General features: G+C 63.3%; 21 protein-coding genes. 4 read left to right on the forward strand and 17 right to left on the reverse strand.

What is annotated here, in order from left to right; translation table 11 throughout:
• Positions 1-347: 347 nt before the first annotated feature.
• Positions 348-902: a DUF6855 family protein gene (locus AB4068_RS10925; RefSeq protein WP_441433377.1), complete on the forward strand. Its 555-nt coding sequence runs from the start codon at positions 348-350 to the stop codon at positions 900-902.
• Here AB4068_RS10925 and AB4068_RS10930 read toward each other — a convergent pair.
• Positions 845-1,321: a MarR family transcriptional regulator gene (locus tag AB4068_RS10930; RefSeq protein WP_441433378.1), complete on the reverse strand. Its 477-nt coding sequence runs from the start codon at positions 1,319-1,321 to the stop codon at positions 845-847. The genes AB4068_RS10925 and AB4068_RS10930 overlap by 58 nt on opposite strands.
• A 107-nt stretch (positions 1,322-1,428) precedes the next feature.
• Here AB4068_RS10930 and AB4068_RS10935 point away from each other — a divergent pair, with 107 nt between their 5' ends.
• The gene (locus tag AB4068_RS10935) at positions 1,429-2,673 is read left to right on the forward strand and encodes an FAD-dependent oxidoreductase (protein WP_441433379.1); all 1,245 of its coding nucleotides are present in this window, start codon (positions 1,429-1,431) and stop codon (positions 2,671-2,673) included.
• An 18-nt stretch (positions 2,674-2,691) separates the two neighbouring features.
• Here the strand turns inward: AB4068_RS10935 and AB4068_RS10940 are convergent, their stop codons facing one another.
• From AB4068_RS10940 to AB4068_RS11010, 15 genes are all read right to left on the reverse strand, one after another.
• On the reverse strand, positions 2,692-4,860 hold the full coding sequence (locus AB4068_RS10940; RefSeq protein WP_441433380.1) for a hypothetical protein: 2,169 nt from the start codon (positions 4,858-4,860) through the stop codon (positions 2,692-2,694).
• A gap of 277 nt (positions 4,861-5,137) precedes the next feature.
• The gene (locus AB4068_RS10945) at positions 5,138-7,528 is read right to left on the reverse strand and encodes a glycoside hydrolase family 65 protein (protein WP_441433381.1); all 2,391 of its coding nucleotides are present in this window, start codon (positions 7,526-7,528) and stop codon (positions 5,138-5,140) included.
• A 40-nt stretch (positions 7,529-7,568) separates the two neighbouring features.
• Positions 7,569-8,306 carry an HAD family hydrolase gene (locus AB4068_RS10950; protein WP_284764054.1) on the reverse strand — a complete coding sequence of 246 codons (738 nt, stop codon included), beginning with the start codon at positions 8,304-8,306 and terminating at the stop codon, positions 7,569-7,571.
• 17 nt (positions 8,307-8,323) lie between these two features.
• The gene (locus tag AB4068_RS10955) at positions 8,324-9,334 is read right to left on the reverse strand and encodes a LacI family DNA-binding transcriptional regulator (RefSeq protein WP_253257245.1); all 1,011 of its coding nucleotides are present in this window, start codon (positions 9,332-9,334) and stop codon (positions 8,324-8,326) included.
• A 154-nt stretch (positions 9,335-9,488) separates the two neighbouring features.
• A complete protein-coding gene (locus AB4068_RS10960; protein WP_307053873.1) occupies positions 9,489-10,106 on the reverse strand; it encodes an alpha/beta hydrolase in 618 nt (205 codons plus the stop codon).
• A 75-nt stretch (positions 10,107-10,181) separates the two neighbouring features.
• Positions 10,182-11,396, reverse strand: a complete 1,215-nt coding sequence (locus tag AB4068_RS10965; protein ID WP_059388419.1) for a metal-dependent hydrolase family protein — start codon at positions 11,394-11,396, stop codon at positions 10,182-10,184.
• Positions 11,397-11,413: 17 nt separating this feature from the next.
• Positions 11,414-11,869 (reverse strand): hypothetical protein, encoded by a 456-nt coding sequence (locus tag AB4068_RS10970; RefSeq protein WP_059388418.1) that lies wholly within the window; start codon positions 11,867-11,869, stop codon positions 11,414-11,416.
• Positions 11,866-13,401, reverse strand: a complete 1,536-nt coding sequence (locus AB4068_RS10975; RefSeq protein WP_253257244.1) for a helix-turn-helix domain-containing protein — start codon at positions 13,399-13,401, stop codon at positions 11,866-11,868. Before AB4068_RS10975 ends, AB4068_RS10970 begins: the two co-directional genes overlap by 4 nt.
• Positions 13,394-14,476, reverse strand: a complete 1,083-nt coding sequence (locus AB4068_RS10980) for a DUF917 domain-containing protein (RefSeq protein WP_284990760.1) — start codon at positions 14,474-14,476, stop codon at positions 13,394-13,396. Before AB4068_RS10980 ends, AB4068_RS10975 begins: the two co-directional genes overlap by 8 nt.
• A complete protein-coding gene (locus AB4068_RS10985; RefSeq protein WP_441433382.1) occupies positions 14,473-15,825 on the reverse strand; it encodes a hydantoinase/oxoprolinase N-terminal domain-containing protein in 1,353 nt (450 codons plus the stop codon). The genes AB4068_RS10980 and AB4068_RS10985 overlap by 4 nt, the downstream gene beginning before the upstream one ends.
• 83 nt (positions 15,826-15,908) lie before the next feature.
• A complete protein-coding gene (locus tag AB4068_RS10990) occupies positions 15,909-16,892 on the reverse strand; it encodes an ABC transporter permease (RefSeq protein ID WP_059388414.1) in 984 nt (327 codons plus the stop codon).
• 9 nt (positions 16,893-16,901) lie between these two features.
• The gene (locus tag AB4068_RS10995; RefSeq protein ID WP_441433383.1) at positions 16,902-18,428 is read right to left on the reverse strand and encodes a sugar ABC transporter ATP-binding protein; all 1,527 of its coding nucleotides are present in this window, start codon (positions 18,426-18,428) and stop codon (positions 16,902-16,904) included.
• Between the two features lie 117 nt (positions 18,429-18,545).
• Positions 18,546-19,568 (reverse strand): sugar ABC transporter substrate-binding protein, encoded by a 1,023-nt coding sequence (locus AB4068_RS11000; protein ID WP_059388412.1) that lies wholly within the window; start codon positions 19,566-19,568, stop codon positions 18,546-18,548.
• Positions 19,569-19,592: 24 nt separating this feature from the next.
• The gene (locus AB4068_RS11005) at positions 19,593-21,266 is read right to left on the reverse strand and encodes a hydantoinase B/oxoprolinase family protein (RefSeq protein ID WP_284990764.1); all 1,674 of its coding nucleotides are present in this window, start codon (positions 21,264-21,266) and stop codon (positions 19,593-19,595) included.
• A gap of 10 nt (positions 21,267-21,276) precedes the next feature.
• Entirely contained in the window at positions 21,277-23,328 is a 2,052-nt protein-coding gene (locus AB4068_RS11010) for a hydantoinase/oxoprolinase family protein (protein ID WP_284990765.1), read from the reverse strand.
• Positions 23,329-23,645: 317 nt separating this feature from the next.
• Between AB4068_RS11010 and AB4068_RS11015 the strand changes: the two genes are divergently transcribed.
• The gene (locus tag AB4068_RS11015; protein ID WP_332602573.1) at positions 23,646-24,077 is read left to right on the forward strand and encodes an SRPBCC domain-containing protein; all 432 of its coding nucleotides are present in this window, start codon (positions 23,646-23,648) and stop codon (positions 24,075-24,077) included.
• 9 nt (positions 24,078-24,086) lie between these two features.
• Here AB4068_RS11015 and AB4068_RS11020 read toward each other — a convergent pair whose 3' ends face one another.
• Positions 24,087-24,824 (reverse strand): GAF and ANTAR domain-containing protein, encoded by a 738-nt coding sequence (locus tag AB4068_RS11020; RefSeq protein WP_059388409.1) that lies wholly within the window; start codon positions 24,822-24,824, stop codon positions 24,087-24,089.
• Between the two features lie 719 nt (positions 24,825-25,543).
• Here AB4068_RS11020 and AB4068_RS11025 point away from each other — a divergent pair.
• The gene (locus AB4068_RS11025; RefSeq protein WP_059388408.1) at positions 25,544-25,735 is read left to right on the forward strand and encodes a hypothetical protein; all 192 of its coding nucleotides are present in this window, start codon (positions 25,544-25,546) and stop codon (positions 25,733-25,735) included.
• The last annotated feature ends 26 nt before the right edge of the window (positions 25,736-25,761 follow it).

The following is a 25,761-nucleotide window of genomic DNA, read 5'->3' on the forward strand; positions in this document are numbered from 1 at the left end:
ACGAGAAGGAAGTGCGCGGGATCCCCAAAAAATAAAACCGTTCCCCCAAAGCACGGAATGCTGAGAGAAAGCTACATGTTGTCCACGCGTTTCCGCAATAGACATAGGACACTATCGCTTTGTTACAAAATCAGACCCACAAGTGCGGTCACACCCCGACGGTCATCAGGCGCCCGAGGGCGCCGGCACCCGGCCCGGAAGCCCGGGTCGGACCGTCCTAACGGTCAATCCGATGGACGGCTACCACCCGCCCTTCGCCCCGCAGACATTCGGCCCGGCCCTGTGTAGCGTGTAGCCAGCACCCGCGCGACGCCTGCAGCGACGCCCGCCAGGAAGGACACCGTCACATGGCCGCTGGATCCAAGGAAGACCCCTGGAAGCTCACCACCCCGCCGGGCTCCTCCGACTACACAATGTATCGGGACGAATCAGCTGACCCGCCCGCGATCGTTTGCCAGGTGGGTTCCACGACCCTCAAATACCATTTGAGCGCCATCGAGGACCTCCACGCCTGGCTACTTCGGCAAGGCCATTGGGTGCCGCTCGGCGCCGCCGACGAGAACAAGCCTGCCGCCGAAGGCACCGTTGAGGCCTGGGGCCGCGACGATAGCAATCCGGTGGGCGGTTGGTACGGCCTGCGCAAGGGATACCGCGGCCGCTTCGGCATGTACATGCCGCCCCTCCTGGAAGCCCTTGGCCTGTCCTGGAAGCCCTTGGCCTGGCCGAACTCACCCACGAGAAGCGGAACAACAGCATGCGGGGCATCGCGCCGAAGTAGGGAGCACCTTAGGAGGGGTTCGACGACGGCGCGCGGCCGCCGTCGTCGTGCGCTTTCCCGCCGGGCTCAGGCACCCAGCCGGCCCGCCGCGTCCTGCTGGATGCGCGCCGCCTTGGAGGAATAGTCCGCGATGACGCGGAGTTCCTCGTCGCTGTAGCCTTCCAGCAGGGCCGCCAGCCCGCCCATGAAATCGACGAAATGGGGCATCGCGGCAGTCACCTGGTCCCCCACGAGCTCGATCAGGACCTTTCGTTTGTCCCCTTCGTGCCGGACCCTGCGCGCCACGCCTTTGCTCTCGAGCCGTTGCATCAATCCCGTGACCGAGGCCGGCGCCAGCCCGGAACGTTCGCCGAATTCCCCCGCCGTTATGGGTCCGAAGCGCAACAGGATGTCGATCGCCTTGCCCTCCGTCGCAGACAGCCCGCGCAGCTCGGACAGCTTGGTGTGGAACATAACGGCCGCCGTCGAAAGCTCCCGTCCCGAGGCAAAGACCGCCTCAAGCAAGTCTTGGCGCCGCCCACTGACTCCCGGTTGGTTCTCCATCCTCCGAGGCTAGCAAATTATTTCGTCCCACCGAAAGGATTGACGACCCTCAGTCCGAGTCATATATTTCTTTCATCCGAACGAAATAAATCGCAAAGGACTCTGCCATGTTGAACTGCCTCGTCATCGGATCCGGGATCGCCGGACTGGCCACAGCCATCTCGCTACAGAAAGCCGGCCATCACGCCACCGTTTTCGAGGCCTACGGCGGACCCTCGGACGGCATCGGCGGCTTCCTGACCGTGGCCGTCAATGGCTTCGATGCCCTGGAAACCCTCGAGCTCAAGGATGCAGCTGCCAATCTGGGCTTCAGCACCCCAAAGATGTCCATGTACCTGGGCAGCACCGGAAAACACCTCATCGACTTTGACTACGGCGGGTCCCTCCCGGACGGCACCACCGCCCGCACCATGACGCGTTCGGAGTTGTACCGCATGTTCCGCGAGGCGGCAGGTGCCCGCGGGATCCGCATCGAGTACGGAAAGCGGCTCGCAACGGTGAAGGAAGCGCCCGACGGCGTCACGGCCGTTTTCGCGGACGGCACCTCCGCGCACGGAGACCTGGTGGTGGGCGCCGACGGGCTCCACTCGGCCGTGCGGCCGTTGATCGACCCTTCGTCGCCGGCACCCCGCAATATCCCCCTGCTCAACACCGGCGGGATCGTCGAGTCCGGTGTGATTCCGGCCGGGCTGTTGGACGTCGAACCGGGACGCATGAAGATGGTTTTCGGCAAGCGGTGCTTCTATTGCTACATGCAGGATCCGGAGGGCAGGATCTGGTGGTTCGCCAACCCACTGCAACGGTCATCGGAGGATCCGGCCGCGCTGGATCACTGTGCCCGCAAGTCCTGGCTGACGCAGCTCGTGGCCGGGGACCGCACGCCCATGGCCGAGATCATCACCGCCACTGACGGCATCATCCGGCCGTACACGACCTCCGATTTTCCGAGCATCCCCAGTTGGCACCGCGGCAGGCTGGTGCTGGTGGGAGACGCAGCCCACGCTGCATCGCCGTCGTCCGGGCAAGGCGCCTCCATGGCCGTCGAAGACGCCATCGCGCTGGGCCGATCGCTCCGGCGCACCTCGCCCGGCGACATCCCCTGCGCCCTCGCCCGCTACGAGGCCGAACGCCGGAACCGGGCGGAATCGGTGGTGGAATGGGGCCGCCGGAACGCCGCCCCGAAGATCCGCGGCCAATTCAAGCGCGTCTTTGAAGACCTTGTGCTGAAGGCCGTCTTCCGCTCACTCGCCCGGAAGACGGCCGACAACTTCGACTGGGTCTATCGCCACCACATCGACTGGGATGCGTCGGAGACGGTGCCTGCCGTCCTTAATCGATCCGCTGCTGAGTAACTGGCGCTATGGGGTTCCTCATTTGAGAATCCCTTGAGTGCCGGGGCCGAATTGAGTTTGAACCCAGCTGAACTGGTCCTTGGTGAGTATGCCCTGGGTCAGGACGGGGTTGAGGATCTGTCCTTTGAAGCCCTCACCAAGGCGCACCGGCTGGGTGGTGGAAGGAAGGTGGGTTTGCGTCGCGGCGGCTGTGGTCCAGGTCCCTGAGTAGCCAGCGGAGCTTACGGTCATACGCAATTGCTGGTTGACCTTGTCATAGACCGCGGTCAGAAAAAACCATTGGTTTGATGTCTGTCCTGTCAGGATCTGGACCTGATTGAGGGTGCCGCCTGTTGTCCAAGTATCCAGTTCAGGCTGTCCGTCCGTATTCAAGCGGACCGCCGCGGCCAAGTCTCCGGTGTCGGAGACCTGCGCTATGAGCGACTGGATGGTGTTTCCGCCGGGCGCCGGATTGGTGGGGCAGAACCACCCGGAGACGCTGAAGCTCTCCGCCGTATTTACAGCAGGCGACGCAGTCGTCCCGAACTGGTCAGGAAGGCCGTTGACTTGAAGGGCATTCCTCGTAGGGCTCCCAGAGTAGCCCGCGCTTGCGTCTCCCTGACAGGACTCCGTCGCATAGGGCGTCCCATTGGCCTGGATCGCAACGGGAACCCAACTTCCGTTACTTGGTGCAGTGATCGGGAGGACGGTAGCTGGAACGGGCACCGTATTTGCCACCCTGAACTCGTAGTCAGCTGGATAGCTGACATTGCCGACGTAGTCAAAGGCCCACACCTTCAAGGAAGTAGAGCGGTCGGCGGGCCCCACCGTCACCGTTGCCTTCCGCCCCTCGGCCGGACAGACCACAACGAATTCATGAACCCGCGGGGTGTCGCAGCTTAGATTGACCGGCATTGACGTCGGTCCGGGCGCGTCAGTTACCGCATACGCGAAACCCTTTGCCGGATACGTGCCCGGCTCACTAATGGTGAAATCGTATTTCCCTTCACCGACAGTCCCTCCGCCATTGACCGTCCCGGTATTGGTTCCTGGGATGGTCGTAATGCTCGCGGGCGGTGTGATGACCGGCGTCGCCGGCGGCATGAGTTGGCCCATGAAGTAACCCGAAACATCCGCAATCAGGTCGGTAGCACCGGACGAACGGTTGAACAGCGTCACTTTCCCGTCAGCACCCACCGGCACCGTCACCGAATTCGCCACCGTCTGGCCAGGCCCGAAGTTCACATTCGACGCATTCGGACGCAACGTGCCGGAAGCAAACGCACTCACAAACCCGAACGACTTCGGCCCCGTGACCGTCAGATTGAACACCACAGCCGAAACATTCGCCGGAATCCCCGACACACCGCCCACCTGGAAGGACACAGGCGAATCACCACCCGCAGCCGAACCAGGACGGGTATCCAACATCCGTGAAGGAGCCAACGGCGCAAACGCACCCGGAACCACCGGAGCCCCGGACAAGTAATACCCCGAGACGTCGGCAATCAGGTCGGTGGAACCGCCGGACCGGTTGAACAACGTCACCTTCCCGTCAGCACCCACCGGCACCGTCACTGAGTTCGCCACCGTCTGACCAGGCCCGAAATTCACATTCGACGCGTTCGGACGCTCAGTCCCGGAAGCAAACGCACTCACAAACCCGAACGACTTCGGCCCCGTCACCGTCAGATTGAACACCACAGCCGAAACATTCGCCGGAATCCCCGACACACCGCCCACCTGGAACGACACAGGCGAATCACCACCCGCAGCCGAACCGCCACGCGTATCCAGCATCCGCGAAGGAGCCAACGGCGCAAACGCACCCGGAACCACCGGAGACCCGGACAGGTAATAGCCCGAGACATCGGCAATCAGGTCAGTGGAACCGCCGGAACGGTTGAACAACGTCACCTTCCCGTCAGCACCCACCGGCACCGTCACCGAATTCGCCACCGTCTGACCAACACCGAAGTTCACGTTTGACGTGTTCGGGCGCTCAGTACCGGAAGCAAACGCACTCACAAACCCGAACGACTTCGGCCCCGTCACCGTCAGATTGAACACCACAGCCGAAACATTCGCCGGAATCCCCGACACACCACCCACCTGGAACGACACAGGCGCATCAGCACCCACAGCCGAACTGCCACGCGTATCCAAGGCGCGGAACGGTGAAAGCGACACAAAGGTGCCGGGGTCCACCGGTTCCGTTGGACCGCGCATGGGCGCAGAGGCTGGGGATTTCTCGGCGGCGCGGGCGGAGGCCGCGACGGCAGAAACCCCCGTGGAGGTGAGCAATCCAAGCAGGACAGAGAAAACAGCCAAGAACCTTAATCCACGCACGCTCAAGGAGACCCCCAAATACCCCGACGGCATGGATCACCGTCATTTTTGCGACAATCTACCAGAACCGAGGTGCTCCACCGCAGCGAAAAGACGCTGATGGACTGCGGGCCCCCGGCTGAGCTTGGGGGCCCGCCTAGACCCGCGCGCTCCCAATCACCGGAAGTCCCGCCGTCGGGAAGAGGCTCGGGAAGACCGACGGCGCGGGGACCGGCACTTCGTCGAGCGGCACAGTGACGGTCTCAACGCCGACGACTACCCGCTGCCCACGCACGCTGACCTCCAAAGGTGCGGAACCGGCGTCGGACCCTAGCCCAGGAGAACCTGAATCCGGAACCAGCGCAAGGCTGATGGACCCCGCGCGCAGCTCGACAGACAACAGCCGCCCGCGGATCTTGAGCCGGAAGGACAGGCTGTCCCACTCGGCCGGCAACCGCGGATCGAAGTGCGGGACCTGGCCCTGGTCACGCATGCCCGCGAAACCGCACACCAGGGAACTCCAAATGCCGCCGGTGGACGCGATGTGCACGCCGTCAACGGTGTTGTGGTGCGTGTTGTCCAGGTCGATGAACAAGGCCTCGGTGAAGTGCTTGAGCGCGACGTCGGAGTAGCCCACCTCGGCCGCCATGATGCCCTGCACGCAGGCGGACAAGGTGGAGTCGCCGGTGGTGATGGGATCGTAGAAGTCGAACGCGCGCTGCTTTTCCTCGGCCGTGAAGTCCTGCCACTGCAGGAACATCGCCAGTACCGTATCCGCTTGCTTGAGGACCTGGTGCCGGTAGATCACCAGCGGGTGGAAGTTGAGCAGCAGCGGGTACTTCGACTTAGGGGTGTTCCAGTCCCACGGCTCCAGGGTCATGAAGTCGTTGTCCTGGCTGTAGATCTCCATGTCCGGATCGTAGGGAAGGGACATACGCGCGGCGGCCTGCTGCCACACCATCCGCTCGGTGTCGGGGACGTCCGGGTGTTCCAGTGCCGCAGCGGCCCGCAGGTTAAAGCGGGCCATGACGTTGGTGTAGAGGTTGTCGTTGACCACCGCCGTGTATTCATCCGGGCCGGTGACGCCGTGGATGTGGAACAAGCCGTCCTTGCCGAAGAAGCCCAGCGAAGCCCACATGCGGGCCGTCTCGATCAACAGGTCGGCGCCCACTTCGGCGCGGAAGCTCGCGTCGCCGCTGGCCCACTGGTACCGGTTGGCGGCGAAGGAGATGGCGGCGGCGATGTGGAACTGCGCCGTGCCAGCGGCGTAGTACGCGCTGGCCTCGAGCCCGTTGATGGTGCGCCACGGGAACAGTGCACCGTCCACGCTGAGTTCCTTGGCCCGAATCCGGGCGTCGGGAAGCATCGCGTGGCGGGATTCCAGCACTTGGCGCGCGGCAGCCGGGTTAGTGTAGGTCAAGTACGGCAGGAGGTACACCTCCTGGTCCCAGAAGTAGTGGCCCTCATAGCCGGAGCCGCTGACGCCCTTGGCCGGGATGCCCGCGACGCCGGCCCGCGCGGTGGCCTGGGCGAGCTGGAACAGGCTCCAGCGCACGGCCTGCTGCTGTTCGGGCTGGCCGCCAATGGTGATATCCGCCGTAGACCAGTAATCCCGGTAGTGCGCCGCGCCTTCGGCGAGGAGCGCGTCAAACGGCACGAGGCCCAATTCGGCGTCGGACGCGAGGATCTCGCCCGGGTCTGATTCGCTTGCATCGGCGCTGTTCACGACGTAGCTGACGCTCTTCTCCAAGCGGAACGTCTCGCCTTCATTCACGGCCATGACGTAGCGGACCGTTGACTCGTCCTCCCCCACCACGGTTTCGAAGGGCTGGCCTTCGGCGGATATCCAATGGTCCACGGCCATGCCGATGCGCTGCCGGGATTCAGCGGTTTCCCAAGCCATGCGCAGCGATCCGTCGGAGCCCTGGAGGTGGAGCGGAAGCAACACCCGGCCAGCGTGGCGGCCGGAGCGGCGGGGGTCGTGGGCCGAGTGGTCCTCCACAGGCTGGTCCTGCCGATTGATCACCAAAGACGTGATGTCAGCGGACACCTGGCGGTCTGCGGTGAGGCTCAGCTCGATGCCGAGGGAACCCCTTGAATCGATCCCGACGGCGCGGCGCTCCAGGGTGGTGACAATGGCGCCTGAACGGCACTCCCAGGTAACGGCGCATTCGTACACACCCGTGGCGAAGTCGATGCTGCGGCGGTAATTCTGCACCGCGGACTCTGTGAGGCTCAGCTGCTCGCCGTCGATGACAACGTTGAAGTTGTTGGCATCCGGCACATAGACGATCCTTTGTCCCGTGCGGGCGAAGCCATACGCGTTCTCGGCGTGCTTGATGTCCCACGTTTCGTGGAAACCGTTGATGAACGTGCCGGGGAGTTCGGCGTCCGCCCCGGCCCAATGGGCACCGCGGATGCCCAGGTGGCCGTTGCCGAGGCTGAAGAGGGTTTCGAGCGTACCGGCGTCGCCGGGAACGTGGATGCTCTCCACGAGCTTCCACGGTTCGCAGGGGAAGCGCAGCCGGTCGGAGCTGATGAGTGCCATGGACTGTTGGGTTCCTTCTGTTTCTGGTGAAACGGCTTGGTTAGAGGAGGTCATCGAGGTCGTCGACCACGAACGTTGCGCCGGCGTCGAGCAGGGTCTGGTGGCCGGCTCCCCGGTCCACCCCGATCACGGCGCGGAAGTTCCCGGCACTGCCGGCCTGCACGCCGGACACTGCGTCCTCGACGACGACGCAGCCCTCGGCTGGAACGTCCAGCAGTTCGGCGGCGTAACGGAACGTGGCCGGATCCGGCTTGCCGGGGAGCCCGACGGCGGCCGCCACCTGGCCGTCGACGACTACCGGGAAGTAGCCATCCAGTCCGGCCGCCTTCAGGACGGCGGGCGCGTTGCGGGAAGAGGACACGACGGCGAGCTTGAGTCCCAGCTCCAATGCGGCGTGGATGAAGCGGACGGAGCCCGCGTAGGGCTCGACGCCACGCGAATCCACGATCTCGTTGAAGATCCGGTTCTTGCGGTTGCCCAGGCCCTGCACGCTGGTGTTGGCGGGATCGTCGTCGGTGGGTCCTTCCGGCAACGTGATTCCACGGGAGGTGAGGAAATCACGCACGCCATCGAAGCGCGGCTTGCCGTCGATGTGGTCGAAGTAGTCGCTCTCCTGGTAGCCGTCCGGATGGCCCGTTTCGGCCAGGTAGCCGTCGAAGAGCTCCTGCCAAGCCTGCTCATGCACCACGGCGGTTGGCGTCAGCACGCCGTCGAGGTCGAAAAGGAGCGCGGTGGCGCCCGTCCAGGCGGTCTTCTGGGTGGCTCGGGTATCAGTCATGGTGGGGAGTGGTCCGTTCAGCGCTGGCGGCGCGTGGTTTTGCGTTCAATGAGTTTCGTGTCAAGGAAATGGTGGGAGGGTTCGTTGGGGGCGTCGGCGTTCTGGAGCCGGTCCACCAGGAGGTTGGCGGCGAAGGCACCCTGGTCGGCCACTGGCTGCGCCACCGTGCTCAGGCCGAGGAACCAGCTCATGGGGTGGTCGTCGATTCCAATCACGGAGACATTCTTTGGTGCGGACAGCCCGTGCTCTCGCAAGGCCATCAGTGCCCCGAACGCCGCCTCGTCACAGTGTGCGAAGACCGCGGTGGGAAGGCTCCTGTGGGCAATGAGTTCGTTCATGGCTATACGGCCGCCGTCGATCGTGGAATCCGAATTGATGACCAAATCCGGATGAACAGTCAGGTGATGGTCCTTCAATGCACGGCTGAATCCCTTGAGCCTGTCGCTGGCCGTCAACACCGAGTTCTCCTGGGTTTCGCGGCCGGAAAGCACCGCCAGATCCCAATGGCCCAGCCCCAGCAGGTGGGAGGTGGCCTGCCAAGCTGCGAGTTCGTCGTCGATCCCTACGTTGTCCCACGGTACGGAAGTCATCCCCACGCTCGCAACTGCAAGGCCGGACGCGGCCAGGAGGGCAACCTCGGATTCGCTCAAATCGACGTTGAGGAGCAGCACGCCATCCACGCGTTGGGACAGTCCAAGGAGGTCGCCAAAGATCTTCCGCTTGACGCTCGACTTGCCGCGCAGGCTGATCAGGACGGTGTCGAAACCGCTGTCTCCGAACACTTCCTCGGCCGCCTCAACGGCCTGGGCGAAGAACCACGCGGTGGCGGTAGGAGTGATGATGGCGATGGAACCGGTATTTCCGCCGGCCAGCCGGGCCGCCGCGGAGGATGCCTTGTAGCCGAGCTTGGCTGCGGCGTCGGCCACTTTGGCTTGTGCTTTTTCGGACACGTTCGGCAGGTTCCGCAGGGCGCGTGAAACGGTGCAGATGGACAAGCCCGAGAGGACGGCAACGTCCTGGATTGTCACGCGGTGAGCCTTAACCATTCAACACGGCCTCAACCCTTTCATCTTCTGGATTTGGCGGCACATCCTTGCACCGCCGAAGAAGAGTGTAAGCGCTTACAATTTTGGCAATCAAGAGTTGTTTTCCGGCATCCCCGAATGTGACGCGGACCTCACTTCAACGAAGGACGTAAAACCGCAGAAACGCGCTCACATCCGCCATTTCCCGGGCCTCGATCCGATGGCCCATGCCGGGGTAGGTTCTCGAGGTGAGAGCCATGTTCTTGTTGAGCCATTCCTCGGTGTGCTCAATGGCATCCCTGAAGATCACGGGATCGGCTTTGTCCCTGCCCCAGAAGAACGGCGGCGGCGAATCGAAGGACTCGCTGAGCGCCAGAAGGTCGTTTTCCAGCACGAATCCGGAGAGGCCCACTGTCGCTTTGAAGCCTTCCGGACGGAGACGCAGAAGCGTGCTGGCCATGGCCATGCCTTGGGAATAGCCCAGGAGGCTCACGCTGCTGTGATTCCGCTTGACGGAGTCGATCCAGGCGAAGACCTTGTTAGTGGCGGTGATGACGTCCGCGAAGTCGTTGGCGAGGAAGTAGTCCAGCAGGAACCAGCCGTAGTGGTCCCCTATCGCCATGGGCCCACGGAGCGCAGCGCAAGTGAATTCTTTGGGGAGCTGCGGAAAGAGATTCACCATTCGCTGCTCGTCCGTGCCGTATCCGTGCATCATCACCAGGAGCGGCGTCCCTGCGCGCTCATTTTCCGGTCTGGACCAGACGACAGTTTCCATGGGCCACAGCTTAGTGGGGGCCGGCGGCCCGTTCGACCGCACGGGCCTCGGTTCAAGGCCGCCTCTAGCGGCTGGCTACTGCCTTGTGATGACCTGTCCGGCCTTGATGACCGTACGTGTGCGACTTTCGTCCCAGAGCACCGACGGTTCATCGACAGGGTTTCCGTCCAGGATGACCAGGTCTCCAAAGGCTCCTTCGGCTATGCGGCCCAGGTCATCGCGACGCAACAGGGCTGCGTTGGTCGATGTCGCAGAGCGGAGCGCATCGTAGACACCCAGTGCTTCGCATTGCAGGCGGAGCCCGGCCAATTGCTCGTCCTCCAGCTCCCCCATGAGGTCGGTACCAAATCCAATTCGGACCCCCGCGTCGCGTGCTAACACGACGGCATTCCGGCCGGCATTCAGCACTTCCCGGTTCTTGGCCGCCCCTATCTCCGTGAGACCGATTTCTTCGCCGCGCCGTGCCATCGCGTCGTAGGTCGCCAAAGTCGGAACCAGGTAGACCTCATTGTCAGCCATCAAGCGGGCAGTTTCGGCGTCCAGCAGATTGCCGTGCTCAATACAGCGCACCCCGTTGAGCACCGAATGACGGATGGCCTCGGGCGAGTAAGCGTGGGCCGTCGCATAACTGCCCCGGCGGGAGGCCTCTTCCGTTACAGTGCGGATTTCGGCCGAGCTGTACTGCGGAACCCTGATGGGGTCGACGGGCGAAATGACTCCGCCGGACGTCATGAGCTTGATGGCCGTGGCTCCGGTGCGGAAGCGGTTGCGCACGGCCCGCAGAAGCTCATCCTCGCCGTCCACCACTTCGCACATGTGGCCGCCATGGAAGCACCCGCCGTCGTCCGCGGCCCGGATGTCACCGTGGCCACCTGTCTGGCTCAGGGCCGGTCCGGTAAAGAAGTACCTCGGACCTGCGTACAAGCCTTCGTCGATGGCATTGGCAAGGCCTATGTCTCCCCCGGCCACGTCACGGACGCTCGTGAAGCCCCGGTTCAAGGCTGCCCCAAGTCGCCGGGCCCCTGCGAGCGCAGAGTAGCTCAACGGCCCCGTTTCGTTCTTGGCGGCAGTCAAGCTGAGCGCGTAGGCATGGAAATGCGCATCGATGAGCCCGGGAATCACGGTACGGCCGTCGGCGTCAACGATTTTTCCGGCCTCTTCCACGTCTCGCCCCACTTCGGTGATCCGGCCCTCGCGGACCGTGATGGAGCCTTCGATCAGGTTCCGGGTCTCGCCATCGAAGATGAGGGCGTTCCGGATGGTCAGTGTTCCCGGCGGGGTAGTGGTCACGTGTGGAGATTCCTTTCCTAGTTAGTGGTGGCAATCGCTTGTTCGAACAGCGGGACAGAGCGCTGGGCGATGTCCACGGCCGCATCCACCGATGTCTGCCCGTAGCTACCCTCAGCGGCAAGGAAGTTCATGGATCCGATGGTCTCACCGTTGCTTACCACTGGAACGTTGACGATGGCGCCGCAACCGAGCGACTCAATGGTCGCGGAGTCGAAGAAGAATGCCCGGACTGCTTCCTTGTCCGCCCCAAGGAACGGCTGCTGGCCCTTGAGGACCTGCTCGAGCCACACCGGGTTGGTGTCCCCGCCCAGGGTCTTCCTTCCGCCCACGGGGTAGACCCCCGGGTGGCTTGTGTAAATGCGCGCCATGCTGGTGCCTGCGTCGGCGACGACGGAAGCGGTGAACAGGATGACGCCGGGCGTTTCCTGAGCGGCGGCATAGACATCGTCAAAGTTTTCGAACTGGGAACTCATGGGAGTCCTTTCTGGTTATAGCCGGGATTGGCGGAGCTCGTCTTGTTGTGGATTGAGCGACGAAGTGTGCTGAGGATGAGATGGACGGACAAGAGCTTGGCTGGGGTGTCGAGGGGGACGCCCAGTTCGCGGGCACGGTTTAGCCGGCTCTGCAGGGTGTTCCGGTGCAGGTCAAGGGAGCTTGCTGCGAGGCTGACGGAGCCGTGGTGGTCGAGGAAGGCCCCTGCAGCCGCAATGACGAGGTCTCTGTCCGGGCTGGCCATGAGCAGCGGCAGCGTCAGTTCGGCCACGAGCAGGACCGAGTCCTCATCGACGAACGTCGCGGCCGCCGCAACGTCGAGGTTGGCGAAGCCTGCCACGGTGCCGGGTCCCGTCGAGAGAGCGGATTCAGCGGCCAAACGGGATTCACGGACGATATTCGGCAGTGCCACGGGTTCCTCGCGCCACCGAGAGAGTCCTGCCCCCAGCCCCAGTTCCTCTAAAGACTTCCCGAGACGGACCCGGATCCGCGCTTCGAGCTGGTCCGCCGACTCTTGGTATCTGACGGGAACAAGGGCGAGCCAGCCACCGTGGACTTCGGCCAGGGGGCTGCGGACTGTGACCTTCCGCCAGAGCAACCGCAGCACCGCTGTGAGCTCCGGGCGATGAGCTTCCAACGACGCCCTGCGGATCCACACGGCCACATATTGCTCCTCCCCACGCCAGCCCAGCTGGGAGAGCAAGTGCCGGTGACGTTCCACGAACGTGGTCCAGGAGGAGCCGGGGTCGTGGTTCAAGCCGACAAGGGCCGCCGTGGGTACTGCACGCGCAGTGTCGAGGACATCTCCCAACAGCCACGCAGCGTTTACCGACGGCGTTGCCACCTCGAGGATCGACCGGACGAGCTGCAGGTTGTGGACTCCGGATCTTGGTACCCTCGCGGTGAGCCTGGACGGGATGGAGCTATTCGAACCGCGAACATCCACGGTGATGATTTCGACTGCCTCCCGGGTGGGCGTTCCCGCGGACGCCAGGCTCACGCCGTCGTACTCCAGCAAGATTTCAATACCGTCCAGCTCCCTGGAGATGGTATTCAGGACAGCTCCCAAGGTCGTGTCCTTCGCGACCGCTCGGGCAAACCGCGCCAGCTCAGCGTCCACCACGGAAAGGGCAGCGCCGATTTCAGCGGCGAGTGCGAGGGCAATGCCTGACGTGTCGCCCTCGGCGGCCAGCAAGGTGATACCCAGCCGCTCGGCGAGGCCGATCACTGCGCTGGAGTAGGTACTTCCAGCGACGACGACGGCGCTGGCCTTCCGCTCCCAGGCGTGCCGCAGAGCTGCGGACACCAGCCAGCCGCCGGAGCCCATCTCCGCTGAAAGGACGATGACGGTGTTGGGCCGCACCCGCTGGATGGCATCGAGCTGGGAGACAAGAACGACGCCGTCGATTGCCGCGCTGGACGGAGTGAGATACAGCGGGGTGGTGCCGCGGAGGGAGCCGTGCGCCAGAAGCGCGGCGACATCCAGATGGTTCTCGCTTTTCGACCTACGCATGTTGCCGCCTTGGGTGCTCGATCGGAATACCAAAGGCCTTTGGTTCAGCAAGATCAAGGCCTGCCTCCGAGTACCACTGCGCCGCGGCCTTGATCTTCAGGACGTCAATGACATCGCCCACCCGCACATCGTCGATGTTGACGACCGTGCCGTGCTCGGAGTTGAGCAGCGAGACGATGTCCGGGACGGCAGCTGCGATGGCGCCGTCGACGAGGGCCAGCAAGATTTCGTTCTGGATCTCCAAGCGGATGATCTGCCCGGATCGTTCGTCCACGAGCGTCACGCTGGAAGGCAGCGCCGGAAGGCCTAGGTCCGAAGGGCGCGACAGGCCTTCGACGTGACTCACCCGGGCCCGGGCAATCCGGGTGGCACCCAGAAATTCAGCGAGCTGCTGGAACTTGCGTCCAACCGACGTTTCGCCGTCGAGAATCTCCCCGATTCGGATCATCCGGCTGATGGAGCCGTGGACTCCGTGCTCGCGCATTTGGCCCGCTGAGCACGGATACATGGCTGTAGCGGCCCACCCACCCATCTCCGTGACGAGTGCCCGCACCAGGGTTTCGGCCCGCTGCGGGTTCTCAGCCTCCACCACAGCCCGTTCGCCGGTAACTCCCATGAGGGCGATCGGACTGATGGGGACGTGGCCGATGTTCAGCGTTGTTTGGCTGATCAAGGGAAATACACGGCCCATGGGGTCGGAATCAATCACCGGCAGCGAGGACTGCAGCCCGACCATGAGGGGAACAATTCCGTTGATGTTGGCGGCGGCGAGCGAATAGATCGCCCGCACCTGCCGGCCAAGGTTGGCCTCGATGGCACGGATGCACCCGATGAACTCATCACCTACAGGAGGCATATCCGCGATGAGGAGACCCTGAGTGACCATTCCGATCGCAACCACGAGGTCATCGGGGGCCAGCTCGTCAATCGAGATGAGTTCCAACACGCGGTTTTCCATGGCCCTTTCAATCATCTCCGCGTAAACGTAGATGGCTGTCGGGTCGATGGTGCAGGCCAGGAAGTGGGCGCCGGTCCGCAGGTGCCGGACATCCTCCACCGTCAGCAGGGCGCTCATCGAATGACACCCTCTTCCGCCCCGAAGGGTGCCCGTCCTTGTATTTCGGGGGCATCTTCAATCGTGTCCCCGGAGGCTTCACCAGCGGCTTGGACCCTGATCCGCACGATGCCGGGGTTGCCATACGGCATGGCATAGACGTTCGATTCAATGATCCGCGTGAGCCCGGGGCTCGCCCCCAACTGAACGGCTGCCGACTCGGCATCTTCTTCCGCGCGACGCTGCACCAACTGGAGGTCCGCCCGACCGCTAACAGTCTCCAACCTGTCGATCCAGGCGGTCAGGGGCGCGACGGCGGAGCCCACCTGCGCAGCGTCGTGCTCAGCTGCCAGCGTGGGAACCAGCCCGAACGGGAGCGGGGTGTCCTGCCCGCTTCGGAGGTCCGCAACCACCGAGGGGACCGCAGGGCGGACCGGATGGTCGGCCGTGTACGGTTCGACGACGGCGGCGTTGCTGGCGAGGCTCGCCTCGTACCCTTGGCGGATGACGCTTCGCGTAGCAGGGAGACCCCCGCGGATTTGGCCCACGGTGACCCCAGAGTCCGCACAGATGACGACCTCCCCATCCGGGGCGCCGGCCAAGGTAGCCGCGCCGAGGATCTGCATAGCGGGTTCGGGGCGCAACCCGTGAATCGGAATCACTGCCAGCCGCGCGAGCGGCGCGCGGCCGCCGTCGTTCTTGGCGAACCACATCGTGGCGGAGGGAAAATGCCGCCGTCCCGACGCTTCCAGCATCGCGACCAGGTCCTCTCCTGTTTCCATGAGGGCGCTGTTGAGGATGGCTGTGTAGTCACGGTCGCGGAAAACACTGGAATAGAAGTCGCTGGAGATGCTGATGCGCATTTCGCTGTCACTGGACAGGATGGCATCGGCAATGCGCGTTTCGTGATCCTTCGACGCTGTCGACCCCACGGAGGTGATTGCAATGTTCCGTACGTCTCCGGAGAGGATGTCCGGAAGTTCGGTCAGGAAAGCCTCCAAACCTAGCGGAGCGAGGGGGCGTCCTCGCAGGTCGTGGCCTCCGCCGACGTGGACTGTCCGGGCCACCACGGGTACCACGAGTGCCGGCAGCCCAGTCACGTGGAACGCGTCCGCAGGCGGGCGGGGCGAAATCCGGATCGCGATGACCGAGGCTAGTTTCCGCGCAGCGAGGACGCTTCCGGCGTCGGAGGTAATATCCGTTACTTTCGTAGTTTCCGCACCAAGCTCGTGGCGAAGCTCTTCGAAGGTGGTGTCGACGGCCTCCGCAAGCGTGCTGCATCGCTCCGCAGCCGCGGCGGCCACCACGCTGTGCCCGTCGAGCACCAAGGTCCGGCAGCTTGTTCCCTGCAACCGCAGCCCTATGCGCATTGTTCGGCCTCCTGTTCAGCCTGCCGCAGTTCCCTCACCAGGTCATGACCATGTTCCATGTATATAGCGTCCCCCGATAGGGCCTAGCCCGTGCGCTTGCGGAAGAACAATCCGTCCGCGGCGACTGCAAGCAGAATGAGGACGCCGGTGACAACCTGCTGGTAGGTGGTGTCCCAGTGGAGCAGGTTGAAGCCGTTGCCGATGACGGTCAGGATCATGACTCCCACGAAGGCCCGCCACATAGCACCGTGTCCGCCGAGAATGCTGGTGCCTCCGATGACCACGGCGGCAATGGCCGTGAGTTCGATGCCGATGGCCATGGCTGGCTGGGCTGAGCCTGCGCGCGAAGCAAGAATCATGCCGGCCATCGCGGAGCACAGGCCGCTGATGGCAAAGACGGCGACGTGGATGGAACCGGTGCGGATACCGCTAAGGCGTGCCGCTTCCTTGTTGCCGCCCACGGCGTAAATCCTGCGGCCAAACGTAGTGCGCCAGAGGACGATGCCTAGGACGATCGTCATGGCTACCATGAGCACGGAGCCCGCAGTGAGGCCGAAGAGACTGGGCCAGGTCCACGTCTGGAAGGCGGCAAGTTGCTCGGGCAGCGGCGCGACGATGGCTCCGCCCGTGATCACGATGGCCAGGCCGCGGTAAATGATGCTCACCGCCAGCGTGCCTATGAAGGAATTCACCTTCGTACTGACCACGATCAGGCCGGTGACGGTTCCCAGGGCGGCTCCCACCAACAATGCGCCGACGAATCCCGCGATCACCCCTAAGTGCTGGGTGATCATCACTCCGGCGATGGCGGAGACAGCCAAGTTTGCGGTGGAGGAAAGATCGAAGACACCGCTGACGATGCACAGTGTGGCGGCAGCGGCCAACAGTCCCACGATGGCAGCTTGGTCGAACAGGTTGATGAAATTTCGGCCCGTGAGGAACGTTCCGGTATTGAGGGTCAGTAGCAGCATGATGGCGATCAGTCCGAAGACGATCCCGAAATCCCTGACATTGAGCTTGAATTTCTTCTCGGCCGGCTCGGACACGGCAGCAGTAACTGTGGTCATTTGATTCACCTATTTCAGAAATGCGGAAGCCATGACTTCATCGCGGGAGGCGTTCCGGTCGAATTCAGCAACGATGCGGCCTTGCCTCATGACATGGATACGGTGGGATAGGCCGATGACTTCCTCGAGTTCGGAGCTGACAACGACGACAGCCGTGCCCTTTGCTGCGAGGTCAGCGATCATGCCGTGGATGCGAGCCTTGGCCGCGATGTCGACACCGCGCGTGGGTTCGTCCACCAGCAGCACCGCCGGAGGATTGAGCAGCCACTTGGCGAAGAGCGCCTTCTGCTGGTTTCCTCCGGACAAATCGGCAATTAGCGAGCCGCGGCGGGCGCCGCGCAGGTCGACGGAATGGCTGATTTCGGATACGGCTGCCTTTTCCCGGGCTACCCTGACGAAACCGCCCAGTGATCGGCCCGACAAGGTGGAAAGAGCGATGTTTTCGTCCACCGGCCGGCACATGACTAGGCCCTGTTCTTTCCGCGACTCGGGGACGAGGGCCATTCCGGCTTTGATGGCTTCCCGGATGGAGTTGGCACGGAGGCGTCGGCCGTTGATCTGGACATATCCACTGGTGGTTCGATCAGCACCGAACATGGCGAGCAGGGTCTCGCTGCGGCCACTGCCCACCAGGCCAGCGATACCCAGGATTTCGCCTTGGCGGACCGTGAAGGAGACGTCTTTCACTTTTGAGCTGCTCAGTCCCGCCACTTGGACCACCGTTTTTGCTTCCGGGGGTACCGGCCGAACCTCCGGAATGAGGAAATCGACCTCCCTGCCGACCATCAGGCCGACGAGCGACTCGGGCGTGTGCCCCGAGGCGTCCTCAGTGGTGATGTGCTGTCCGTCGCGGAGAATGGTCACTCGGTCCACTAGACCCAGGACTTCCTCCAGATAGTGCGATACGAGGATGACGGTGGTGCCTAAACGCGCGAGGCTCCTGATCACCTTCAACAGCTTTGCTTTCTCGGCCTCGTTCAGGACCGCCGTCGGCTCGTCCATGCACAGCACCTTGGCGCCACGGGCGAGGGCTTTCAGGATTTCGACCTGCTGCTGCAGACCGATCGGGAGGTCCCCCGCCATCGCCCGGGGGTCAAGCTCAAAGCCGGTCTCGGCCAGGAGGCGCTCCAAGTGATCGGCGTCCCGCCGCGAACGGAGCAGGCTTCCTGTGTTGGCCCATCGGCCCAGGAAGACGTTCTCCAGCACTGAAAGGCCAGGAACGAGTGCCAGCTCTTGGGATATAAGGGATATTCCTTGTGCGATGGCGTCCCTGGGCTCGGCGATCTTCACCTCCCGGTCATCAAGCTTGACGACGCCGAAATCTGCCGCGATGGCGCCGCCGAGGATCTTCAGCAGCGTGCTCTTGCCAGCACCGTTTTCCCCCATGATGCCGTGGATTTCCCCCGGAGCCACCGACAACGTGATATCGCGGAGCACAGTGCTGGCACCGTACCGCTTTCCGATTCCGGAGACGGTGATTTCCGGAGCGGCACTCCGATTGACTCGCTCTGGTGTATCCAACTGTTGTATAGCCATATTGACCTCGGGAGATGGAATGGACGTTTGGCCGGTCCTGCCGGGACCGGGGCGGGGGCTCCTGCCCTGCCGGGATTTCAGCCCCGGCAAGACAGGACCACGAGGGTGATAAGTCGGCTAGTCAGAGTACTTCGAGACGTAGTTCACGGCGTCGAGGGCTTCCTTGGTGCCCTTGGCCTTGTTGGGAGCCAAGCTCGCCTCGTCCACTGCCGTCTCCACCTGCTGTCCCCGGGCCTTGGCAAGGCCGAGTTCCGTGGCCTTGGCGCCGTTCGCCACCACGTCGCTGACGTAGATGGAGAACCATTTACCGGATCGGACGGCCTCGACATTCGAAGTAGATGCGCCGTTGCCAATGAACTTGATGTTGCTATTGCCAGCCGCAGCGGCCGCACCCGTGATCGCCTGGGATGCACCGATGACGACATCGACGTCCGGGTTGGCCTGGGAAACGTTCTGGAACGCCTGCCGGCCGCTGTCTTGGGTGTATCCGCCTTCGACACTGGCCACCAGCTTGATCTTCGGATCAGTGGCCAGCTCAGCTTTCACTGCTTCGGTCCGGGCGTTATCCAGCGGCAGGGACTTGAATCCCTCGAGGTAGGCCACCTTGCAGGTGTCTTTGGAGACTTTGGCGCAGGCATCCTTGCCCATTTGGCCTAGCATCTTGCCGTTGCTGGTGGGAAGGTCAACGATGCTGATCGCACCGGGGACCTGGGGCTGGATAGTGTCGAACTTCGGACCGATAACGGAGAACTCGACCACCACCGTTATGCCAGCTTGGACGGCCTGCTGCAGTGGCGCAATGAGGGCCTGGTTGTCGTTCGCCTGGATAACGATCACCTCGAACTGTTTTGAGGTGACTGCGTCCTGGATCTGCTGGACCTGGGTCTGGGCGTTGAAGTTGGGGTCCACGAACGTAGCGCTGGCGTTGTTGGCCTTGGCCGCCTGCTGGACGCCGAGGAAGGTTCCTTGGGCGAAGCCGTTCGACTTGGCGAAGCCGAAGAATCCGACGTTGAGGGGTTTGCCGGCGTCCGCCGTCGAAGCTGGTCCGGCGGCCGCTTGCGTGGGTGGGGTGCAGGCTGACGTCAGGAGCGCTAGCCCGATGAGCGCCGCGGCTGCGGCTGATTTCTTTATGTTTTTCATTGGGTGTCCTTCTGTGGGCGGGGCTTAGTATCCGTAGTGGGTCTTGGCGAAGTCCTCGGTGATGAAGCCGTTGACGATGTCGTAGGTGATCTCGTCCCGGGAGCGCTGGGAGACGTCCCCGAAGCCGCCGCCGCCGCCGACTGCGAGCCGGACGATGTCGCCGGCCTTGACCTTGCGGGCGTTGGCTTTCAGAGTGCGGACCTCATCGCTGCGACCTGGGTTGAACACAACCTCGGGCCCTTGGGCGTCTGAGCCGCCGAACAGTCCCCAGGCCGGGGTCTTGGACCTTTCGAACCAGAGCCCCACGACGCAGTCGGCCAGGAACTCGTATTCACGGATGACTCCGTTTCCGCCGCGCCACTGGCCGGGGCCGCCGGAGTTGGGTCGGATGGAGTATTCGTTGATGCGGAATGGGTAGCGGGTCTCCATCATTTCGATGGGCAGGTCCTTGAGGGAGCCGTTGACGTTGTTGATCATCGCGGACTCGCCGTCGGTGCCTTGCCAGGCTCCCCAACCGCCCAGTGTGGCCTCCATGGTCACGAAGTTCCGGCCGAAGCGAGGATCGAAACCGGCTGCAGTGATGATCATCGAGTCGCCGTGGCTGGCGCTGGCAACCCGCTCGGGCATGGCCGGTGCCATGGCCTTGGAAACCAGGTCGATCAGTAGTCCGAGGTGGGAGAAGTACCACTGGCACGGGGCTGGCGCCACCGCGCCGAGAACTGAACCCGAACGCACCTGGGTGGTCAACGGCCGGAAAGACCCGCCGTTCGAGTTGGAGTCCGGGCTGACAAGGAGCTTGTAGCCGACCCGCAGTGCGGAGACTGCCTGGGCGGCGCCACAGTTGACGGGCCCCATGGTCTGGTCAGCCGATCCGGTTACGTCGAAATCAACGGTGTCGCCAGAGACTGTGATCTTTAGCCTGATTGGAATCGGGGTGTCCAGGTTGATGCCGTCGTTGTCCAGGACGCCTTCGGCTTCGTAGACGCCGTCGGGAATGTTGCGGACGGTCTCGCGCTCGATTTCCTCCGTCTGACGGAAGATCTCATCCCGGGCAGCGTCCAGTTGGTCCATCCCGTAACGGCCCACGAGCTCCTTCATCCGGGTGGTGCCCATCCGAAGGGCGGCGATCATCGCGTGCATGTCACCGATGGTCTGGTAGGGGAAGCGGACATTGGTTCGGATCAGATCCACGACGGAGGTTTCAATGCCTGCCTCGATCAGTTTGACCGGGCCCATCCGGAAGCCCTCCTGGAAGATGTCCGTCGCATCCATGGAACCGCCGACGTCCTTGGAGCCCATGTCCATCCAGTGCGCACGGGTGGCTGCGAAGCCGACCACAGCGCCATCGTCGAAGATCGGGGCAAAAATGGTGACGTCGTTCAGGTGGGTTCCGCCAAGATAGGAATCGTTGAGGATCCAGACGTCCCCTTCCTTCCAGACGTCGCGGCCGTACAGTTCTTCCACCGCGATGGAACAGGTTTCCAGGTTGCCCAAGAACAGTGGCAGCCCAGCGGACTGTCCGAGCACGCGGTGCTCGGTGTCCAGGAGCGCCACGACGCAGTCCCCTCCTTCGTAAAGGATGGGTGAGTAGGCGGAGCGGATGAGGGTGGCGTTCATGTCGTCCGCGGCGCTGGTGAGCGCGTTGCGGATGATCTCCACGGTGACTGGATCCAGGGTCTTGACTGCAGTGATTGTCATTGTTGGTACCTCAGTTTCCTTCGACGTCTTGAGTGCGGATGATCAGTGAGCCGAATTCGTCGACGATGACGTCGAAGCCGGGGGGCACCACGGTTGTGGCGGTCTGTTCCACGATGATGGCGGGGCCTTCGAAGGCATGGCCGGCGGCCAAGTCGTCACGGCGGACCACGGTGGTCTGGTGTTCGATGTGCTCAAACACCACCGGGCGGATTTCATGCTTGAACTCAGCGCTCTGTGCGGTGGCGAAACGTGGCGCATCAAGACGGCCCAGGTCGCCGACGGCCTGCGTCCGTAGCGCCACGATTTCGATGGGCGCCCCGAGGTTGGAATGCCCATAGCGCTCGTGGTACATCGCTGAGAAACGCGAGGCCAACGCGGCAACGAAGTCGGTGGATTCCGGTTCGTCAGCGGAGGCGAGCGGAACGTTCAGGGAGAATTCCTGCGATTGGTAGCGGACATCCACTGATGCATTGGTGAGGCGGCTGTCCTCCGGCACGCCCTCGGAGGCCAGGGAGCTCAGGCCCTCAGACTCCATCGACCGCAGCACGCCGGCCATGTGGGCCACGTCGATATCCTCGTCGAGGTAGAAATACGGCTCCGAGAAGTCCTTGCGGATGTTGGTCTGCAGCATGCCCCAGGCCGAGAACGCTCCGGGGAACCGGGGGACGACTGTTTCCGGGATGCCCAGTTCCTTGGCGAGGAAGACTGCGTGCATGGGACCAGCACCCCCGAATGCCACGAGCGCGAAGTCCCGGGGTTCGATCCCGCGGGAGATCGTGATGGTCCGGATCGCCTGGGCCATCTGGGAGTTGGCGACGTCGCAGATCCCTTCGGCCATGGCAATGGGGTCCAGACCGAGCCGGTCGCCAACCGTTTTCAGGGCGGCGATCGCCGCTTCCCGGTCCAAGGACACCTGTCCGCCTGCGAACCAGTCAGGGTCCACGCGCCCCAGCACCAGGTTGGCGTCGGTGACGGTAGGTTCCGTGCCTCCACGTCCGTAGCAGGCAGGTCCGGGAGTGGCTCCCGCGGAACGCGGGCCGACCCTGAGGCCACCGGCTTCGAGCCAGGCGACCGAGCCGCCGCCAGCGCCCACGGTGTGAATATTGACCACGCTCATGAGCATTGGAAGGCCTTCAAGATGTGCCTCCGTGGAGACGTCGGGCTTGCCGTCGACTACCAATGAGACATCGAAGGACGTTCCGCCCATGTCGACGCCGATCAGGTTGCGGTTTCCCGAAACGCCGGCCAGTTCGACGTCGCCCATGGCGCCCCCGACCGGGCCCGAGAGAAGGGTCTGGAGCGGGCGCTTCCGTGCGGACTCAGCGGTGAGCACCCCGCCGGAGGACTGCATGATGTGCAGCGGGGCTTCCACACCGCGGTCCCCGAGCTTCTTTTCGAGGTCCAGGAGGTAGTTGCGGACCACTGGTCCGGTGTAGGCCTCGACGACGGCGGATGAGGTGCGCTCGTATTCGCGCCATTCCTTCGCGGCCTCGTGGGAAAGCGAAACGGTGAAATCTTCGCCTAGTTCTTCGAGCAGGATTTCCCGGGCCCGAAGTTCGTGAGCGGGGTTCTTGTAGCTGAACAGGAATGCGACGGCGACTGCGCCATAACCTTCGGCCACTGCCCGACGGCCTGCCTGACGGACGGCAACTTCGTCCAATGGCCTGATCTCGAGGCCTTGCCCATCCAGGCGCCCTCCCACACCGATGACATCCTTGCGCTCGAGCAGCGGGGAAGGCTTGCGGTACTGGGCGTTGTAGAGCTCAAGGCGCGGGCCGCGGGCAATGTGATAAGTGTCTTCGACTCCGGCGGTGGCCAGCAGCAGCACCGGTACGCCGCGACGCTCAAGGAAGGCATTCAATCCCTGGGTGGTGCCGTGGACCAGGAACTCGATGTCGGACAGGTCGTCGACAATGGACTCGAGGCCGGCGATGACGCCCGCGCTCAGATTCCCCGGCGTAGTGGATGATTTGGTGGCCGTATAGGTTCCGGCGTGCTGATCGTAAGCGACAATGTCGGTAAACGTTCCACCGATGTCCATGGACACCCTGTAGTTCGGCATGTATGTCTCCTCATGGTTCTGAATGGGAACTCGATGTGTGAGACATCACGCTACGGACCCGGCTTTTCCGGACGTGGGCAAACTGCACGATGCTGCATCTACCCCGAGGGCGAACTGCCTAATGACCATCGAAATCCGACTATCGCCGCAGTTCAGAGCCACAATTCTGAGACGTGCTGCGAGCCTAAGAGAAAACACCCTGAATCTCTTGACGTGACGGAGAGCGCAATTCGGCATCTCTCCGCCGGCCGTCGCTCCCGGGCGTAGACTCTGTTGCGCCGGCGCCCGGACGCCGACCACGTGAAAAGGAGATGGACATGGCAGGCAACTTCATTGCGAGTTCAACCATCACGATCCATGCAAGCGCCGATCGGGTGTGGTCGGTACTCACCGATCCCCAGGCCATCAAGGAGTTCATGTTCGGGACTGAGGTGGTCACCGACTGGACGGTTGGCGGACCTATTGTTTGGCGCGGGGTCTGGAAGGGCAAAGACTATGAGGACAAGGGTGTCATCCTTGAGTTCGAGCCAGGGAAGCGGCTGGTAAACACCCATTTCAGTCCGTTGTCCGACCAAGAAGACACTCCCGGGAACTACCACACGCTGACGTGGACTTTGGAGCCGGAAGGCGGGATGACCAAGCTGACCTTGGCGCAGGACAACAACGCCAGCGCGGAAGAAGCGTCGCATTCGAAGGGCATGTGGGACAGCCTCGTGGAGAGCGTCAAAAATATCGCGGAGCGCAGCTAGCGGGGCCCTCTATGCGTCGAAGTGTGAGACGGGCGTTTCGTTCGTCAAGGACTGGAGAAGGGATTCCGCAACGTCCCTCAGTTTCTGGTTCCTGCCGTTCGAGGCCTTACTTAGAATCCTGAAGGCCTCCTCCTGGCTGCACCTGTTCTGGCCCATGATGACGCCGGTTGCCAGATCGATGGCGGTCCGGGAACGCATGGCCTGCTCGAGGTCCTCTGCGCGTTGCTGCCTGGCACCGATTCGGACCGCCAGCCGCAGAGCCTTTTCTGCCTGGCTCGCGAATTGCTCGCAACTGCGGATGGAGGCCTCGTCGAAGGCATCGGAGTGCGGAGCGAAAAGGTTGATCGCCGCCGTCGCGCCCTCTTCCAGGCGCAAGGGGACGCAGAGCACCGCCAAGTGCCCGCGCTCTGCGATCGTGGAACAGTATTCAGGCCACCGGGAGTCCGTCGACGTATCCCGGACGAGCACGGACTTCCCGGTTCTCATCGCCTCGAGGCATGGCCCGTCTCCATAGGCTTGCTGCACTTCGTCAATGAGGCGCGCTTCGTGGCTGCTCCCCGCGACCGTCATCGATCGGCGGCGCCGGCTCAACGTGACCCCGCACAGGACGTCCTGGCCGCGCGCAGCGGACACCGACGAGGCCGTGAACACCGCAAGGTCTTCGAGGAAGCCGCTGACGTCTTCACTGTCGATGACCAAATCCTGGAGTTGTCCCACTACCGAGGCATTCAGGCCCATTTCGTCCATGGCTCAGTCTAGGAGCAGCAGGGCGGCAATGGCAGAAAAAGGCGCACGATGCAGCGTCCACCAACTGGACAAACGTTCCGCCGGTCTTGCGCCCCGGGGGTACAGAGTGCACAATTCTTCTACAGTCCGTGCAGAACTCCGGACAGGGGTCGAGCCTTCGGCCTGTTTTCGCTCAAGCAGCCGGGCGCCATGTCACTCAATGTGAAGGTGCTGCCTGATGAGCAAATGCCTGTTACCGGCGCGGAGCTAGTCGATGTCGACCGTCTCCGAATCCGCCGTCCCCCACGAACCACATCAGCCTGGGGCTACCCCCCTTTGGTGTGCCCGTTGCGGAACGGACAGGCACCTGATCATCGAGTCCATCCAGGCCGGGTCTCCAAGGTCTTCCCAACAGCTTGCCGTGTTCTACACGTGCACTTCCTGCGGGTTTTCCTACAGCCACGCGGCCACCGTCCAGCAGGCGGGGGCCATCCTGAATCGTCGGGGGATTCAGGATGGCCTCCTGGAGTTCGGAAGCCACTATTTCCATTGCAGCGAACCACTCCGTGAGGTGAAAACCGCGCTGCGAAGCTTCAGGGCACCGACGACGGGCGTGCCCCGATCGCGCAGCTCTCCCCCGGAAGCCCGGCTCCACACCAAGGTCTTGAGATGCAGTTGCGGGTTCGAGCTGGAAATACCTGCTTAGCCAACAATGTGCAGCATTACCCGAAGGAAACACCATGAAGCTTGAAAGTACACAGCAGCGCCGGCCCGAAGACGACTCCCCGCAAGATTCCGATGGACTGGACCAAAAGAGGAACAAGAACCGGCACGAACCGGATTCCCCTACCCAGTCCCGCTTGCCCGATCCCCCGGACCCGGACAACCTCCCCATCGACTACCCGGGCCTAGGGGAGATCGAGTGGCCATAGGGCGGCCTCCGGTCCGGCGTTAGCAC

Origin of the sequence: Arthrobacter sp. 2RAF22 (assembly GCF_052115325.1) — a bacterium.
GTDB lineage: Bacteria > Actinomycetota > Actinomycetes > Actinomycetales > Micrococcaceae > Arthrobacter.